The 16,767-nt window shown below is 64.1% G+C and carries 14 protein-coding genes; 1 reads left to right on the plus strand and 13 read right to left on the minus strand.

All coding sequences use genetic code 11. From position 1 onward, the window contains the following. Positions 1-452: 452 nt before the first annotated feature. A complete protein-coding gene (locus tag AC1MGR_RS07090) occupies positions 453-2,906 on the plus strand; it encodes a glycogen/starch/alpha-glucan phosphorylase (protein ID WP_480234737.1) in 2,454 nt (817 codons plus the stop codon). Positions 2,907-3,042: 136 nt separating this feature from the next. On the opposite strand, the gene AC1MGR_RS07095 is transcribed toward AC1MGR_RS07090, so the two are convergent. From AC1MGR_RS07095 to ctaD, 13 genes are all read right to left on the minus strand, one after another. After that, positions 3,043-3,987, minus strand: coding sequence for a ferredoxin reductase domain-containing protein (locus AC1MGR_RS07095; protein ID WP_480234122.1), 945 nt, complete (start codon positions 3,985-3,987; stop codon positions 3,043-3,045). Positions 3,988-4,054: 67 nt separating this feature from the next. Then, on the minus strand, positions 4,055-4,408 hold the full coding sequence (locus tag AC1MGR_RS07100) for a hypothetical protein (RefSeq protein WP_480234123.1): 354 nt from the start codon (positions 4,406-4,408) through the stop codon (positions 4,055-4,057). Between the two features lie 130 nt (positions 4,409-4,538). Then, complete coding sequence (locus tag AC1MGR_RS07105) at positions 4,539-7,424, minus strand: EAL domain-containing protein (RefSeq protein ID WP_480234124.1); 2,886 nt, start codon at positions 7,422-7,424, stop codon at positions 4,539-4,541. Positions 7,425-7,632: 208 nt separating this feature from the next. Further along, positions 7,633-8,928, minus strand: a complete 1,296-nt coding sequence (locus tag AC1MGR_RS07110; protein ID WP_480234125.1) for a M16 family metallopeptidase — start codon at positions 8,926-8,928, stop codon at positions 7,633-7,635. 6 nt (positions 8,929-8,934) lie between these two features. Beyond that, positions 8,935-10,347: a threonine synthase gene (thrC, locus tag AC1MGR_RS07115; protein WP_480234126.1), complete on the minus strand. Its 1,413-nt coding sequence runs from the start codon at positions 10,345-10,347 to the stop codon at positions 8,935-8,937. A 66-nt stretch (positions 10,348-10,413) separates the two neighbouring features. Beyond that, positions 10,414-10,830, minus strand: coding sequence for a DUF4864 domain-containing protein (locus tag AC1MGR_RS07120; protein ID WP_480234127.1), 417 nt, complete (start codon positions 10,828-10,830; stop codon positions 10,414-10,416). A gap of 83 nt (positions 10,831-10,913) precedes the next feature. After that, positions 10,914-11,678, minus strand: coding sequence for an SURF1 family protein (locus AC1MGR_RS07125; protein ID WP_480234128.1), 765 nt, complete (start codon positions 11,676-11,678; stop codon positions 10,914-10,916). A gap of 2 nt (positions 11,679-11,680) precedes the next feature. Then, entirely contained in the window at positions 11,681-12,049 is a 369-nt protein-coding gene (locus tag AC1MGR_RS07130; RefSeq protein ID WP_480234129.1) for a DUF983 domain-containing protein, read from the minus strand. 134 nt (positions 12,050-12,183) lie between these two features. After that, positions 12,184-13,041 (minus strand): cytochrome c oxidase subunit 3, encoded by an 858-nt coding sequence (locus AC1MGR_RS07135; RefSeq protein WP_480234130.1) that lies wholly within the window; start codon positions 13,039-13,041, stop codon positions 12,184-12,186. 137 nt (positions 13,042-13,178) lie between these two features. Next, the gene (locus AC1MGR_RS07140; RefSeq protein WP_480234131.1) at positions 13,179-13,793 is read right to left on the minus strand and encodes a cytochrome c oxidase assembly protein; all 615 of its coding nucleotides are present in this window, start codon (positions 13,791-13,793) and stop codon (positions 13,179-13,181) included. Between the two features lie 27 nt (positions 13,794-13,820). Continuing rightward, entirely contained in the window at positions 13,821-13,994 is a 174-nt protein-coding gene (locus AC1MGR_RS07145; protein ID WP_181259752.1) for a hypothetical protein, read from the minus strand. Then, positions 13,991-14,941, minus strand: coding sequence for a heme o synthase (locus AC1MGR_RS07150; RefSeq protein ID WP_480234132.1), 951 nt, complete (start codon positions 14,939-14,941; stop codon positions 13,991-13,993). The genes AC1MGR_RS07145 and AC1MGR_RS07150 overlap by 4 nt, the downstream gene beginning before the upstream one ends. A 173-nt stretch (positions 14,942-15,114) precedes the next feature. Continuing rightward, on the minus strand, positions 15,115-16,746 hold the full coding sequence (ctaD, locus tag AC1MGR_RS07155) for a cytochrome c oxidase subunit I (RefSeq protein ID WP_108039580.1): 1,632 nt from the start codon (positions 16,744-16,746) through the stop codon (positions 15,115-15,117). Between the last annotated feature and the right edge of the window lie 21 nt (positions 16,747-16,767).

The raw sequence follows: 16,767 nt of genomic DNA on the forward strand, positions 1-16,767 counted from the left end.
TTCCCGCGCGGTTTGGCTGGGACTGTCGGAAACGATGACGCAGATTTGATTTCCGACGGACTGTCGTGGTCTGGAAGGCATTCCGTCAGGGCACGCTCGGGCAAGCAACACACTGCATTCTATAGAGGTATCGAAATTTTAGGATTGGTGGCGTGCGGGAAAGCCGCTCCGGCGCGACGATCGGACACCAGACCACAGAATGATCAAGGGTTCCGTGCCGCCGAGGCAGCACCGGTCCGCTAGACGAGACGAAGGGGACGAGGCCGAACGCAGAACAGGAAAGCCCGAGAGGATGGCAGCCCCAGGGTTGTCATCACGACCGCGGCTTCCAAGTTTGACGGCCGAGAAGGGAGGACTGAGACGTGCTGAACGACAAACTCATCGGACGAGACAATTCCGACGTCACGGCTTCCGTGGAGGCGTCGGAGATGGCTTCGCGATCGCCCTCGCCGATGGCGCGAGAACGAACCCGACCGGTGCACAAGCCGTCCGGCGATGCGGTAGCGGACCTGCGGGAGGCAATCCTGGCCAAGCTGGTCTACGCCATCGGAAAAACGCCTCGGACCGCCCGTGAGCGCGACTGGTTCGCCGCGACGGCACTCGCCTTGCGCGACCGGGTCGTCGACGCCTGCCACGATGCCGAAGGGTCGATCCCGAACAAGCGGGTCTATTACCTGTCGCTGGAATTCCTGATCGGTCGCCTCCTCTCCGATGCCATGAACAACCTCGGCCTCGTCGAGACCACCCGCGCTGCCCTGCGCGAACTCGGCGTTGAACTCGGCGACGTGGAAGCGGCGGAGCCGGACGCCGCGTTGGGCAATGGCGGCCTCGGACGCCTTGCCGCCTGCTTCATGGACAGCATGGCGAGTCTGTCGATTCCCGCAATCGGCTACGGCATTCGCTACGATCACGGCCTCTTCCGACAATCGCTGGAGGATGGCTGGCAGAAGGAAGCCCCTGAGACCTGGCTCGCCGAGGGTAACCCGTGGGAGTTTCCCCGGGCTGAGGCGACCTACACGATCGGTTTCGGCGGCCACGTCACCATGTCTTCGGTCTCGGAAGGCGTGATCCGCCGCCATTGGCATCCGGCCGAAACGGTCCGGGCGGTAGCCCATGACGTTCCGGTCGTCGGCTGGCGCGGTCGCCATGTGAACACGCTTCGCCTCTGGAAGGCCGAGGCCGACGTGCCTCTTGAGCTGGCGCGATTCAATGGCGGCGACCACGTGGGCGCCGTCGCGTCGCGTGCTCGGGCCGAGGCGATCTCCCGGGTACTTTATCCCAGCGACTCGTCGGCCGAGGGCCAGGAGTTGCGCCTCAGGCAGGAATACTTCTTCACCTCCGCCTCGCTGCAGGATCTGGTGCGCCGGCATGCGGCCGAGCGCGGCGATCTGCGGTCGCTGCCCGATCACGCCGCCATCCAGCTCAATGATACGCATCCCGCCATCGCCGTGCCGGAGCTGATGCGGCTTCTCCTCGAGGATCATGGTTTCAACTGGGAGGATGCCTGGCACGTCACGACGCATACCCTCGGCTATACGAACCATACGCTCCTGCCCGAAGCCCTGGAGACTTGGCCGGTCGAGCTGATGGAGCGCGTGCTGCCGCGCCACATGCAGATTATCTACCTGATCAACTGGATGCATCTCGAAGAGCAAGGCAAGCAGGGCCGGGGTTCCGCCGAGAAGCTCGCCGCGGTGTCGCTCATCGACGAAACCCACGGTAAGCGGGTCCGCATGGGCCATCTGGCGTTCCTGGGCGCGCGCCGGGTCAACGGCGTTTCTGCACTGCATACCGATCTGATGCGCTCGACGGTGTTCAAGGATCTCCACGCCCTCGACACCGACAAAATTGTCAACAAGACCAACGGCATCACTTTCCGGCGCTGGCTCCACAATGCCAATCCGGAGCTCACGGCCCTCGCTGTCGAGGCGGTCGGACCGGAGGTGCTCGATACGCCGGAGTTGCTAAACGGCCTGGCCGATGTCGCATCCGACGTGAACTTCCAGTCCCGCTACGCGGCCATGCGTCGTGCACGGAAAGCTGCTCTCGCCGAGGTGGTGGCCGATCGCACCGGTATCACGATCGATCCGTCGGCCTTATTCGACGTACAGATCAAGCGCATCCACGAATACAAGCGCCAGCTCCTCAATGTGATCGAGACCGTCGCCCTTTATCAGGCAATCAAGGCGGATCCGAAGGCCAGCTGGACGCCGCGTGTGAAGATCTTCGGCGGCAAGGCGGCGCCGAGCTACGTCCAGGCCAAACTCATCATCAAGCTCGCCTGCGACGTTGCCGAGGTGGTGAACGCCGATCCGGATGTGGCGGGCCGCCTGAAGGTGGTCTTCCTGCCGAACTACTCGGTAAGCTTGGCGGAGGCGATCATCCCCGCCGCCGACCTTTCCGAGCAGATCTCGACGGCCGGCATGGAAGCCTCCGGCACCGGCAACATGAAACTCGCCCTCAACGGTGCGCTGACCATCGGTACCCTCGATGGCGCGAATATCGAGATCCGCGACCATGTCGGCGCGGACAATATCTTCATCTTCGGCCTGGATGCTGCCGGCGTGCAGGCGCGGATGGCCGAGCCGAACTACGCTGAGGTCGCCATCGCCGCTTCGCCCCGCCTGAATGCCGCCCTCGACCTGATCGAGGCGGGAGGCTTCTCATTGGAGGAGCCGGGCCGCTTCCGACCCATCGTCAACGATCTGCGCCACAACGACCGCTATCTCCTCACGGTGGACTTCGACGATTACTGGCGGGTGCAGCGCATTGTGGATCGGGCCTGGAACGATCCGAAGACCTGGTGGCGGACGGCCATCCTCAACACCGCCCGAATGGCGTGGTTCTCCTCCGACCGCTCCATGCGAGAATACGCCGAGGAGATCTGGCGGGTTCGGCTCGGCTAATCAGCCATTTACGCCCGGTTCCCTTGAAAGGAGCCGGGCAGACCGCAGTCGCCGTCCGGAAACGATTGAGCCGCATCTCCGGCAGGGGGGATGCGGCTCGTTTCGTCTAGTCTCCACAGCGTCAGCGAATGCCAGATCAAATACCGGCGTCGATCAGGATCGGATGGCACCGGGCGCCGGTCGTTGCTGCGAGCACCTCTACGGCCCCGACCGTGGAGGCGTCCCCGGCGACGTGGACCACGTCTGTGCTTCGCAGCGATGGCAGATGGGCCGTGAGCGGACCGGGGCGAACCTCGGGGGGGCGCTGGCGGGCACGATCCGAGACGGTGACGATCCGAGTTACGCCGGTCGCGCGAAGCCAATCGAGGGCCGGGCGCATGTACAGGTCGAGTGGATTGCGAGCGCCGACCACCAGGATGATTTCCCGGGCCGGTTCGATGTAGCGGGCCGCATGGGCGATAGACCAAATCGGAGCGAAACCGGTCTCGGAAGCAACGAGAACGAGGCGTCCGCCCCCGGCACGGTAGAAGCCGCGGCCGACCGGACCTTTCACCTTTACCGGATGGTCGCACCCGAGGGCTTCCACCAATTCGTGACCGAGACCGAAGCCGTCGCGGTCCTGGCGCAGATGAAAGACCAATTCATTGAGTTCGGCCGATCCATCGACGCGCAGCGTCGGGCTCAGGGTGACAGGTGCGAAATTCTCGAAGGTGACGTCGACCCCATGGCCGGGTTCGAGGGCGAGCCGACGGGTGATCGTGACGACGACCTGGACGGTATGCGGACCGAGGGCGGTGATCTCGGTGACCGTACCGGTTCGCTTCTGCACGGCGGCCGGCCGGCTCGGCAAGACGAGGCGCACTGGCGGCTCGATGGCCGCCGCGCGAGGCAGCGAAAGCTTGATGGCCTCACCGCGATGCGCACGGCTCTGCGCTCGACGGGGCGATGGGCCGGCGCCCTGGCCACCGGCTCCGGGTGTAGCAGCGATCATCCCATCGGCGAGAGCGGCTTCCAGCGGGGTGTCGCCGGTGGAAACGCGCACGGACTTGCCGTTGACGACGAGCGAGCAGCGGGCGCTCATGGTCGTCCTTCAGGTGTGGGGAATGGAGTGGGTGCGTCGCACAGAGGTCGCTTTGCGACCCCTCGCCTCAGCGCGGTTCGTTGAGCAGATGGTCGACGAGGGCGGCCCAACGGTCGCGGACCGCCTGGGCTTCCGGCGACAACAGCTCGGCGCCGTCGATCCGGCTGATGCAGGCACGGAGGCGGTCGGACTCGCGACGCTCGGCCCCGAGTACGGCCTTCATCACCATGACTTCGGCCTTGAGCCGGGACACTTCACCTGCCGCAGACGTACCCGTCGGCGCGATAGCGACCGATGCGGCAGTCGGGGCCTCGGGAGTCATCGGAGCGTCCGGCGCCGCACGAAGCGGGCGGGCCATCAAGCGTCGGACGAGACCGGTGTCGATCTCGTCGTCCACGATCCGCAACGCAGCCTGCGCCATAACCTCATCTCCCTCGGCCGGCGCATTGCGCCTTGCCGCCCGCACATCAACTCGACGCTGACGATGCCGGATCATGGTTAAGGGAGGTTTAACTCGATCCGATGGTTTGCCGCCATCCGTCTGATCTCACTCAGGCGGCTTCAGGCGCTGCGCCGAGCAAATGCCGAGCTTGAAGCATCGACATCGGTTCGCCGAACGCGAAACCTTGCGCATATTCACAGCCTAGTTCGAACAGGATCTGAGTGTCGACTTCTGACTCGGCACCCTCAGCGATGATCGACAGGCCAAGTTCTTGAGCCATCTTGACGATTGATCGCAGAATGGCGGTTTGGCCCGTCGCGATCTGGCGGACAAAGGACTGATCGATCTTGATCGTGTCGAAAGGGAAGCGCTGAAGATAGGAGAGGGCTGAGTAACCAGTCCCGAAATCGTCCAGGGACAGGCCTGCGCCGAGGTCGTGGATGCGGTGAAGCATCTGCGCGGCGTATTCTGGATTCTCCATGACCAGACTTTCAGTCATCTCCAGTTTCAGCGAACCTGGTATGACGCCGGAGCGGGCGAGGATCGTCTTCACGTCATGTAGGAGATCATGGCGCAGGAGCTGCCGCGAGGAAACGTTGACGGAGGCGAAGATCGGCGGCTCCACGTCGAGGGACCGCTGCCAAGCTGCTAGTTCGAGGGCGGTCCGCTCCAAGGCGAAAATTCCGAGGTTGACGATGAAGCCGCTCTCCTCGGCGATCGGCAGGAACGTCGCGGGAGCGATGCGGCCCAGCTTCGGATGGTCCCAGCGCAGGAGCGTCTCGAAACCGGCGACGGTGCGGTCCTCCAGGCGGACGATCGGCTGGAAAAGTACCTTCATCTCATTGCGATCCAGCGCCCGGCGCAGATCGGCTTCCAGCATGAGGCGATCGCCGCGCTCGTTGCGCATGGTGGCCCGAAATACCTCTGTGCGATCTCCGCCGCCGCGCTTCGCCTGAATCATCGCCATTTCAGCATTCTTGAACACCTCTTCCCGCTTCAGGTTCGCACCCCCCTCGTAGAGGGCGAGACCGACGGAGACAGTCAGGAAGATTTCGCGATCCGCATAGGTGATCGGAGTCGCGATGGCTTTGCGAATCATTTCGGCGAAGGCGAGGATACGGTCCGGCTCGCGCTCCGAGATCAGGATCAGGGCGAATTCATCGCCAGCGACCCGGGCCAGGGTATCCTGCGGCCGAAGAAGGCGTCCGAGCCTGCGTGACAGCGTCAGCAGAATCGAGTCACCAGCCGAAAGACCGATGGCGTCGTTGATGGCCTTGAACCGGTCGATATCGAGGACGATCGTCGTGGGCCGTAGCCGTGGATCCTGGCTGGCAAAGGCCAGGGCCGCATCAAGACGGTCATAGAAGAGTTCGCGGTTCGGCAGGCCCGTCAGGCTGTCATGTACCGCATCGTGGAGCAGGCGCTCCTCCGCTGTCTTCACCTCGGTCACATCGCTGATCGTGCCGACGACACGGATGACCTCCCTATCGGATCCGATCACGGGTCGCGCCTTGAGGCGATACCAATAGTACGGGCCAGCGGTGGAGCGCAGGCGGAAGTCGTGCACGATGCGCCCACGGCGCTCTTCGATGACCGTGTCGAGGGCCGCCGAGTAACGCTCGACGTCGAAGGGATGGACCAGACTCAGCCAGTTGGCCGCCGGACCTTCGAGAGCGCCGCGTTTCAGACCAAGCTGTCCCTCAATTTCCTGACCGGCAAAGACCCGATCCCCCGGAACGTCCCAGTCGAACACCACGTCCCCCGCGCCCGTGAGGGCCAAGGCACGGCGCTCGGTGTCCGAGACGAGAGCATGGGTCAGGCCACCGCCCGCGAAGGCGTGCTGCATTACCGTGAAGCCGATCAGCATGACGATCAGCACGAGCCCGCCGATGAGCGCCGGCTGCACCAAGTCGCTGCTGATCTGCCCCGTGATCGCGAACCCGGCAGCCACCACCCAGACGAGAAGCAGGCACCAGGTTGGCACCAGCAGGATGGCGCGGTCATAACCATTATGCGCCGCCAGATAGACGATCAGCAGCAGGCCGACCCCCGCTACCGCCGCGATGGAGATCCGGGCGACGCCCGCCGCCACGGGCGGATCGAACACCGCGAGTCCTACCAGACATGCGAGGAACAGGAGCCAGATGATCGCAACGTGGCTGTAGCGCACGTGCCACCGACTGAGGTTGAGATAGGCGAACAGAAAAACCAGGAGTGTCGCGCCGAGAACCGCCTCCGTCGAGGCGCGGTAGACCCGCTCGGCCACCTCAGTGATGGGAAACACGCGTTGCAGAAAGCCGAAATCGATCGAGGCATAGGCCAGCACGGCCCAAGCCAGCGATGCGGCGGCGGGAAAAATGATCGCGCCCTTCACAACGAAGATGATCGTTAGAAAAAGGGCGAGGAGGCCCGCAATACCGATGATGATACCCTTGTACAGGGTCAGGCCATTGGCCTTTTTTCGGTAAGCTTCCTGGTCCCAGAGGTACACCTGTGGGATGTTCGGCCCCCGCAACTCCGCGACGTAGGTTACGGTCGCACCGGGGTCGAGGGTGATGACGAACTGATCGGCTTCCGGGTTCTCGTCGCGCTCGGGCCGGATGCCCTGGCTCGCAGTGATCGCGGCGATGCGCGAACCTCCGAGGTCGGGCCAGACCACGCCGGAACCCACGAGGCGGAAGTGCGGGGCGACAAGAACCCGATCAACCTGCTCGTCGGTGTCGTTGGTGAGCGCGAACACCATCCAGTCGGGACGGGCACCGGTCTCCCGGGCCTTCACCACGATACGCCGGACGATGCCGTCCTTCCCGGGTGCGGTGGAGATCTGGATCAGGTCGCCATCGGAGCGATAGCGCTCGATCATTGACGTAAGATCGATGACGGGCGCGTCGAGGGTAACGCGGACCGCCTCGACAGCCTGCGCCGGTCCTCCGACGATCAGGGCACTGAGGAGAGCCGCGGCGAAGGCGGCCAGGACGAGGGCGAATCTACGCAACGGGCGAGTGTTCCGGCCGGGCGAGGCATGATCGGTGGAGACAGGCGACGGGAGACGGCTCAGCTGTGCATCCAGTCGTATCGGTGGGGGCCTCGACGAGCAAGGCGAACGGACACCTTGCGTGACGGCGTTCACCGGTTCTGAACCGTGGCGCCGACGAGTTTCGATCGCCCGCCTTTGCGGCCAAAACAAGCCGCGTTTGCCAAGCTTACGCTGCCTTCAAAGCCGCTGTGATGCGATCAAGGGTCGGAAGCTTCCTGATCGGGCCGATGGCGGCCAGCGTCGGGGCGCCTTTCAGCAGCCGCTGACCAGCCTGACGAACGTCGTCGACCGTCACGGCATCCACCTTCGCGATCACCTCGCTGGCCGGAATGACCCGGCCCCAGGCCAGGATCTGGCGCGCGTTGCGCTCGATCCGACCGCCCGGCGTTTCAAGGGCGGAGAGCAGCGCGACCTTAAGCTGTGCCTTCGCTCGAGCGACTTCGACCGTGTCGGCATCTGCCGCGGCGCGGATGGTTGCATCCAGCGTCACGTCCATCAGTTCGGCGAGATCACCCCCGGACGTGCCGGCGCCAATCCCGAACAGGCCGCAATCGTAGAACGCCCAATGAAACGACTGGATCTCGTAGGCGAGTCCACGCGTCTCGCGCACCTCGTGCCATAGCCGCGAGGTCAGGCCGCCGCCCAGCACCTGCGCGAAGATGTGGAGCGCGTAGTAGTTGTCGTCGCGAAACGAGAGGCCCGGCAGGCCGAGAACGACGTTGGCCTGCTCGAGCTTCTTCGGCAACCGCTTCTCGCCGCCACCATAGATCCCCGGCACCGTCTCTGGCGGCCGAGTCGGCTTTAGGTTGCCGAAATAGCGCGATGCCGATTCGACGATCTGGTCATGGCCAATGGCGCCTGCCGCGGCCAGAACGATGCGGTCGGGGGTGTATTCGCGCGCGATGTAGGCCTCGATCGCTTCGCGGTCGAAGCTGTTGATCGTCTGAGGCGTACCGATGATCGGCCGGCCCATCGGCTGGTTGGGGAATGCCGCTTCGGTGAACGCCTCGTAGACGACGTCGTCGGGCGTATCCTCGATCGCCGCGTATTCCTGCAGGATCACGCTCTTCTCGCGCGCGAGCTCGCCGGCATCGAAGACCGAGTCGGTAAGGATGTCTCCGATCACATCGAGGGCGACTCCCGCATCCTCGCCGAGTACGCGCGCTGTGTAGCTCGTCCCTTCCGCGCTCGTCGCGGCATTGATATCGCCGCCGACATTCTCGATGTCCTCGGCGATGCGGCGGGCGGAGCGGGTCTTCGTGCCCTTAAACGCCATGTGCTCGATGAGGTGGCTCAGACCACCCTCGTCGGCGCGTTCATGACGTGAGCCGGCCCCGACCCAAACGCCGAGCGTCGCCGTCGCCACGCCCGGCATCGCCTCGGTGACCACGGTGACCCCATTGTCGAGCTTGGTGATCTTGAGATCGGGCGAGGCGCCGTGCGTGGCGAAATGCTGGTTCATGAGCGGTCACGCTCCCTTGATGATGCGGGCACGCTCGCGGATGAAGGTCTCGACCGCCGCCTGATCATTGGCAACGCGCGAGAAAGTTTCCTTGCGATCCATCAGGTCGGCGAGGTGCGGCGGAAGCTCGGGACGCCGCCCACCGATCGCCTGTGCGACGGCATCGGGGAACTTGGCGGCGTGAGCGGTGGCGAGCGCTACGACAGGTGTGTGAGGAGCCTGACGGAGGAGTTTCCGTGCGGCATGCACGCCGATGGCGCTGTGCGGATCGATGACATGGCCGGTCTCCGCATGGGTGCGGGCGATCTCAGCCATCACATCCGGCTCGGAAACGGCCGCGGCATCGAACTCACTACGCACGGTATCGAGGACGGACGGATCGAGATGAAAACCGCCCGACTGCTTCAGCCCTGCCATGAGCCGGCCGAGGTTCGTAGAGTCGCGCCCCAAGGCTTCGAATAGCAGGCGCTCGAAGTTCGAAGAGATCTCGATGTCCATGGAGGGCGATGTGGTCGGCTGGACTCCGCGGACCTCGTACGTGCCGTGCTCCAGCGTACGGGCCAGGATGTCATTGGCATTGGTGCCGATCATCAGGCGATCGATCGGTAGGCCCATGCGTTTGGCGACCCATCCTGCGAGGATGTCCCCGAAATTTCCGGTCGGAACGGCGAAGGAGATCGGCCGATGGGGGGCACCCAGGGCCACCGCGGAGGTGAAATAATAGACCGCCTGGGCGGCAACTCGGGCCCAATTGATTGAATTGACGCCCGAGAGCCGAACGTCGTCGGCGAAATCAGCGTGTTGGAACAGGGCTTTGACGATGTTCTGGCAGTCGTCGAAATTGCCGTCGATGGCGATGGCGTGGACGTTATGGGCTCCCACCGACGTCATCTGCCGGCGCTGGACCTCGGACACACGCCCTTCCGGGAACAGGATAAAGATGTCGACCTGATCAAGGCCACGGAAAGCCTCGACCGCGGCGCTACCGGTATCACCCGATGTGGCCCCCACGATGGTGGCCCGCGCGCCGCGGGCGCGCAGGACATGGTCCATCAGGCGCCCGAGGAGTTGCATCGCCACGTCCTTGAACGCGAGCGTCGGGCCGTGAAAGAGTTCCAGCAGGAAAAGGTTGTCGCCGAGTTGCGTGAGGGGGCAGACGGCCGGATGCCGGAACGTGGCGTAGGCCTCCTCGATCATACGATCGAGGTCCGCATCCGCGATCTCCCCGTCGATCAGGGGGCGTAACACGGTCTTGGCCGCATCGGCATAACGCAGGCCGGCCAGATCGGAGATGGCCGGTTTGGTGATCTGCGGCCAACTCTCGGGCACGTAGAGACCGCCGTCGCGCGCGAGGCCGGCGAGAAGGGCATCGGAAAAGCTGAGGGGCGCCGCGGCGCCGCGGGTCGAGACGTGAAGCAAGGGGGCCTCCGGGAAGGCGCCCCGTCTACACGATGTCGGCGGGCGTGTCGAAAATCTTGGACGGGGTCAGGCGTTGCTGCCCGGGGCCCTCATCAGGCGACACCCCGTGATCCGCCAAGCGCCGTCCGGCTGCTTCTCCAGGCTGTAGAGGGCAGCCCAGTCGGTCCCATCCTCATCCTGCAAGCTAACGCCGAGGGCTACCGCGTCGTCGCCGGCATCCTCGATCCGATCCACACTGTAGCGCCGGTTTCGATAGACGGCGCCGTACCCCTGTCGAACCATTGCAATGAAGGTCTCTGGCGTTGGGAAGAGCCCCTGGATCGCGGGGGCGGCTTGCGCATAGGCGGTGGCCGCATCGTCCCGGCGGAACGCATCGATCTGGCGTTCCACCGTAGCCTTCGCAGCGTCCCGCGCGGCTGCGTCGACTGCGAAAGCGGCCGAAGGCAACGACATCAAGATGAGGCACAGGAGGACGGTGCGCATAGGGCCCACTCCGTATCGTGACCACTTACCCGAAGGTTAGCTGGATCAGCGCAGTAGGCGAAGCAAGTTTTCGGCCGCACGCGTCACGTTTGCGCGGGGGGCAGATCGTCATGCAGGCGACGCCAAGCAAAGACCGCGAATACGCCGACGAGGCAGGCCGCGATGCCGAACCACGTAAAGGCATATTGCAGATGGTTATTCGGCAGATCGACCCGGAGTTGACCGCCCTTCGGCCACCCACCAGAATTCGGTGTCGAATCCGCCTCGACGAGGTAGGGGAGGGGATTGGCGATGCCGCGCGAGGCGCTGATCCCGGCAATATCGCGGTTGAACCATTCGTTTCGCACCGGGTCCGGTGCCGGCACGAACATCGTCCGCGGCTCGGATCCACGGAGGATGCCGGTGACGGTAGTGACCCCCTCGACCTGCCCTGCCGCGCGACTTGCAGGTGCCTTCAACTCGGTGGGCACGAAGCCCCGATTGATCAGCACGGAGCCGCCATCCTCAAGCAGGAAGGGGGTCAGGACATAGTAGCCTTGAAGGGCTCGTCCCGGGACCTCGCCCGCAGCGAGACCATGGACCAGCGTCTCCGCCCCGTGCTGAAACCGGCCGGTGACCCGGACACGTCGAAACTCGTCGCGGGCTGAGTCCCAACTCTGTGGCGGCGGCAGCACGGCCGGCGGTTCGACCTTGGATCGCGCCAGGATACGCGCGATTAAAGCTTCCTTCTCGCCTTTACGTTCGAGCTGCCAACCTCCAAGGCCGAGGAGAATCGCGAGGCAGATCAGCGAGACGAGCCCCGGAGCCAGGAGACTGCGCCAAGCGCCCGGACGGAAGATGGAAGCCATGGCTAGCGGAAGCGTCCCTGCTCGGCCTTGTTGGTAAACTGCAGGGCCGCGAGGACGCCCTTCAGCGGCCGTACCATTAGAAGACTGAGTCCGATCGACAGAGAGCCGGCCACCAGGGCATGGACCCAGATAGGTGGCTCGTAAGTGATCTCCATCCAAAGCGCGAGCCCGACGACGATGATCCCCACGATCGACATGACGAAGAAAGCCGGCCCGTCGCCGGAGTTGAAACTGCCATAATCCAATCCACACACCTCGCAGGAGGGGCGGAACGTCAGGAAGCCGTCGAACATGTGCCCCTCTCCGCAACGGGGACAACGGCCACGCAGACCGGCGGAGATCGGGGGAGGCTTCAGCCGCGATGCGTCCAAGATCGATTACTCCTCGTACGGCGCTATGCCATGCCACCGCATATGGGGACGGAACGCGTGCGCTTCAGGCGCGACCATGAAAAAGGGCGGCTCGCGCCGCCCTCTTCAACACTGGCATGCTGTGCAAGCCGGGCTCAATGCGCCGCATGACCGGCGCCTGCGCCCCAGACGTAGATCGAGGCGAAGAGGAACAGCCAAACCACATCGACGAAGTGCCAGTACCAGGCCGCAAACTCGAACCCGAGATGCTGCCGCGTGGTAAACTGACCGAGATAGGTCCGGTAGAGGCAGATCGCGAGGAAGATCGTGCCGATGATGACGTGGAAGCCGTGGAAGCCCGTCGCCATGAAGAAAGTCGACGAATAGATGCTACCCGAGAAGCCGAAATGGGCGTGGGCGTACTCGTAGGCCTGACAGGCGGAGAACAGGACGCCGAGGATGATCGTGAGCCACAGACCGTACTTCAGACCCTTCCGGTCATCGTGCAGCAGGGCGTGGTGCGCCCAGGTGATCGTCGTGCCGGAGGTGAGAAGGATCAGGGTGTTGAGAAGCGGCAGGTGCCACGGGTCGAACGCCTCGATGCCCTTCGGGGGCCAAGTACCGCCCGTGAAGTCGACGCGCGAGGCCTGAATCGGATCGGCCGTGTAGAGAGCCGCCTCGAAATAGGCCCAGAACCACGCGACGAAGAACATCACCTCAGAGGCGATGAACATGATCATGCCGTAGCGGTGGTGAAGCTGCACGACGCGGGTGTGGTCGCCCGTGTTGGCCTCGTGCACGACGTCTTTCCACCAGGCGAACATAGTGTAGAGCACGCCGAGAGTGCCGGCGCCGAAGATGTACGGACCGGGGGTGAGCGTGCCAATCTGAAGGCTCTTCATCCAGAACACGGCGCCGAACGCCATCAGGAAGCCCGAGAAAGCGCCGATCAGCGGCCAGGGACTCGGGGCCAGAATGTGGAAGTCGTGATTTTTGGCGTGCGCCTCGGCCATGGAACTCTTCTCCTACCCCCGACCTCCGGACCGTCGCCGATCCTCGATCCACTGAATGCGTCGTCTCGACCGGGTTGCCCCGGTTTGTTGTGGCAAACCCTTACCCAGGGTCACGCGCTGTTGTCACGCTTGTGCCGTCAAAAATTCGACTTCGTCCCCGTGCCGCCCGTTGTCGCAAGCGCGGCCGTGGGCTGTCCGTTCTTGGACGAAAAGTAGGTGTAGGACAGCGTCATTTCTGACAGGTGCGCAGTGTTCGAATCCTTGCGAACCTCGGGGTCGATGTAGAACACCACCGGGAAGTCCATCGTCTCGCCCGGCTGCAGAGTCTGCTCGTTGAAGCAGAAGCATTGCACCTTGACGAAGAAGCTGCCCATCAGACCCGGCTGGACATTGAAGGTGGCGATGCCGGTCGATGGCGTCGTGCCGGTGTTCTTAACGCGGAAAAAAACGGTTTTCGTCTCTCCGAGCCGAGCTTCGACCTTCGGCGCCTCGGCATGGAAGCGCCAGGGCAGGCTTGACGAAACGTTGGTGTCGAAGTGTACCACCATGCTGTCGTCGATTGCCGCAGCGGTCGGGGCGAGGCCCGTACGCGGCGTGCCGTCGTAGCCGGTTGCCTTGCAGAACATGTCGTAAAGCGGCACCGACGCGAAGGCGAGGCCGATCATTCCAAAGGCAAGGCCTGCACAGGCGAAGGCTGTCACGCCAGCCTTGCGGGCAGCTCCACCCGGCGGCGCATGTCTGGGGTCGGCCATCAGAAGCGTCTCCGTTGTCCGGCGCGATCAGATCGGGCGGTTGAGGACCTGAGGCCCGAGCTTCGCGATCGTGAGCACGTAGAAGATGGTCACCAGCGCGAACAGGACGGCGGCGATTGCGATGGAGCGCTTCCGCCGACGCTGCGATTCCTCGGGCGTCAGCGGGCGCTGGGTTCCCGGCAGGCCGGGGCGTTCGCTCACAGACTCACCGCGCGGAAGAGGCCAAGGCTCTGCTCCGCGAGCAGGGCCGCGAACATCAGGAAGAGGTGCAGGATCGAGAATCCGAACATGCCCATGGCGGCCTTGCGCTCCGGCTCACCCTCGCGATTGCGGAAGACGTGCACGCTGAAGGCCAGCATCCCGAGACCGCCCACCAGCGCGGTAACCGCATAGAGCCATCCACCAAACCCGAGCGCGACGGGCGCGAGACCGAGGGGGAAGAGCAGGAGCGAGTAGGCGATGATCTGGCGGCGGGTAGATTCCGGTCCGGCGACGTTCGGCATCATCGGAATACCCGCCTTGGCGTAGTCGGCGGATTTGATGAGGGCCAGCGCCCAGAAATGCGGCGGCGTCCAGATGAAGATGACCATGAACAGGACCAGCGACTCGATGCCGATGGTACCTGTGACGGCCGCCTGACCCACCATCGGGGGGAGGGCGCCCGCTGCGCCGCCGATGACGATGTTCTGCGGCGTCGCCCGCTTCAACCACATCGAATAGACGACGGCGTAGAATACAATGGTGAAGGCAAGAAGCCCGGCCGCCAGCCAGTTGGACGCGAGACCGAGGACCAGCACCGAGCCCACCGACAGCACGATGCCGAAGGCCAGAGCTTCATCCGGGCGGATGCGGCCATCCGGAATCGGACGCTTGGCGGTCCGGGTCATCACCGCGTCGATGTCGGCGTCCCACCACATGTTGAGGCAGCCGGAAGCTCCGGCGCCGACGGCGATCATCAGCAGGGAGATGGAGCCGACCACCGGCTGGATATGGACGTTCGAGACCAGCATGCCGACGAGGGCAGTGAAGATGACCAGCACCATCACCCGCGGCTTCAGCAGGGCGAAGAAGTCCGACACCTCACCGCCGACCGGCGACAGAACTTGAGGCTCGGCGCCAGCGGATAGGCTGTTCGACAGGCTCGTCATGGGGTCCCGATACGTTTTTCGTGTCTGGTGAGGCTTCGGATCGCGCCGCTGCGCCGCCCTTTGCGGGAGGCCTCGACAAAATCGCAGAGCGAACTGCGGGAGTTTGGCGGGGCCTCCGGGAAAGAGCGAGGACCGCTCGCGCGGTCCTCGCAATCCTCGAAGCTGAACTCTGCTCAGTGGTGGCCCGGCTCGTCGACGATCCGGGGCAGGGTCTCAAACTGGTGGAAGGGCGGGGGAGAGGACAGCGTCCACTCCAGGGTGGTCGCACCCTCACCCCACGGGTTGTCTGCGGCCCGCTTGCTCGAGCGGAAGGCTAGGACGACGCCGATGAAGAACACGACCATGCCGAGGGCGAAGATGTGCCCACCCCAGGTGGAGACCTTGTGCCATCCGGCGAAGGCTTCCGGATAGTCGGCGTAGCGACGCGGCATGCCGGCGAGGCCGAGGAAGTGCATCGGGAAAAACAGGACGTTCGCACCGATGAAGGCGAGCCAGAAGTGCAGCTTGCCGGCCCATTCCGGGATGATGTGCCCAGTCATCTTCGGGAACCAGTAGTAGACACCGGCAAAGATGATGAACACGGCACCAAGTGAGAGCACGTAGTGGAAGTGCGCCACGACATAATAGGTGTCGTGCAGGTACTTATCGACGGCCGAGTTCGCGAGGACAACGCCAGTGACGCCGCCGACCGTGAACAGGAAAATGAAGCCGACGGCCCAGTGCATGGCGGCGGTGAAGCGGATGGAGCCACCCCACATCGTCGCGATCCATGAGAAGATCTTCACGCCGGTGGGTACCGCGATGACCATCGTGGCGAAGACAAAGTAGGACTGCGTCTGCAGCGAGAGACCGACCGTGTACATGTGGTGCGCCCACACGACGAAGCCGACGACGCCGATGGCGACCATGGCGTAGGCCATAGCGAGGTAGCCGAAGACGGGCTTGCGCGAGAAGGTCGAGATGATGTGCGAGACGATGCCGAAGGCCGGCAGGATCATGATGTACACTTCGGGGTGACCGAAGAACCAGAACAGGTGCTGGTAGAGCACCGGATCGCCGCCGCCGGCCGGGTCGAAGAAGGTCGTGCCGAAGTTGCGGTCAGTGAGGAGCATCGTGATCGCACCGGCGAGCACCGGAAGCGACAGCAACAGCAGGAAAGCGGTCACGAGCATCGACCAGGCGAACAGCGGCATCTTATGCAAGGTCATGCCCGGCGCGCGCATGTTCAGGATGGTGGTGATGAAGTTGATCGCACCGAGGATTGAGCCAGCGCCGGAGAGGTGGAGTGCGAAGATCGCGAAGTCCACGGCGGGACCCGGGTGCCCTGCGCTCGACAGCGGCGGGTAGACGGTCCAACCGGTACCGGCGCCGGAGGAGCCGGGGGCGCCTTCGACGAACAGCGAGCAGACGAGGCTGAAAAAGCCCGCGACCGTCAGCCAGAACGAGACGTTGTTCATGCGCGGGAACGCCATGTCGGGCGCGCCGATCATGAGGGGCACGAACCAGTTGCCGAAGCCACCGATCAGGGCGGGCATCACCATGAAGAACACCATGATGAGGCCGTGGCCGGTCACGAATACGTTGTAGGTGCCGGGATTGGCGAAGTACTGCAGGCCAGGCTCCTCCATCTCCATGCGGATACCGAAGGAAAGGAACGCTCCCATGATGCCCGCGCAGAATGCGAACAGCAGGTAGAGGGTGCCGATATCCTTGTGGTTCGTCGACAGGAACCAGCGGGAGAAGAAAGACGGCATGTGGTGGTCGTGGGCGTCGTGGTGCCCCGTATGTGCAGCGGCGTTCGCCATGGATGCAGACCTTAGTCCAGG

This window comes from Methylobacterium sp. BI1, assembly GCF_056680125.1.

Excerpts from the sequence above, each read along its gene's own strand:
- AC1MGR_RS07140 (WP_480234131.1), bottom strand. The coding sequence starts at position 13,793 with ATGGCCGACCCCAGACATGCGCCGCCGGGTGGAGCTGCCCGCAAGGCT.
- AC1MGR_RS07100 (WP_480234123.1), bottom strand. The coding sequence starts at position 4,408 with ATGGCGCAGGCTGCGTTGCGGATCGTGGACGACGAGATCGACACCGGT.
- AC1MGR_RS07120 (WP_480234127.1), bottom strand. The coding sequence starts at position 10,830 with ATGCGCACCGTCCTCCTGTGCCTCATCTTGATGTCGTTGCCTTCGGCC.
- AC1MGR_RS07150 (WP_480234132.1), bottom strand. The coding sequence starts at position 14,941 with ATGACGAGCCTGTCGAACAGCCTATCCGCTGGCGCCGAGCCTCAAGTT.
- AC1MGR_RS07135 (WP_480234130.1), bottom strand. The coding sequence starts at position 13,041 with ATGGCCGAGGCGCACGCCAAAAATCACGACTTCCACATTCTGGCCCCG.
- AC1MGR_RS07125 (WP_480234128.1), bottom strand. The coding sequence starts at position 11,678 with ATGGCTTCCATCTTCCGTCCGGGCGCTTGGCGCAGTCTCCTGGCTCCG.
- AC1MGR_RS07110 (WP_480234125.1), bottom strand. The coding sequence starts at position 8,928 with ATGAACCAGCATTTCGCCACGCACGGCGCCTCGCCCGATCTCAAGATC.
- AC1MGR_RS07090 (WP_480234737.1), top strand. The coding sequence starts at position 453 with ATGGCGCGAGAACGAACCCGACCGGTGCACAAGCCGTCCGGCGATGCG.
- ctaD (WP_108039580.1), bottom strand. The coding sequence starts at position 16,746 with ATGGCGAACGCCGCTGCACATACGGGGCACCACGACGCCCACGACCAC.
- AC1MGR_RS07095 (WP_480234122.1), bottom strand. The coding sequence starts at position 3,987 with ATGAGCGCCCGCTGCTCGCTCGTCGTCAACGGCAAGTCCGTGCGCGTT.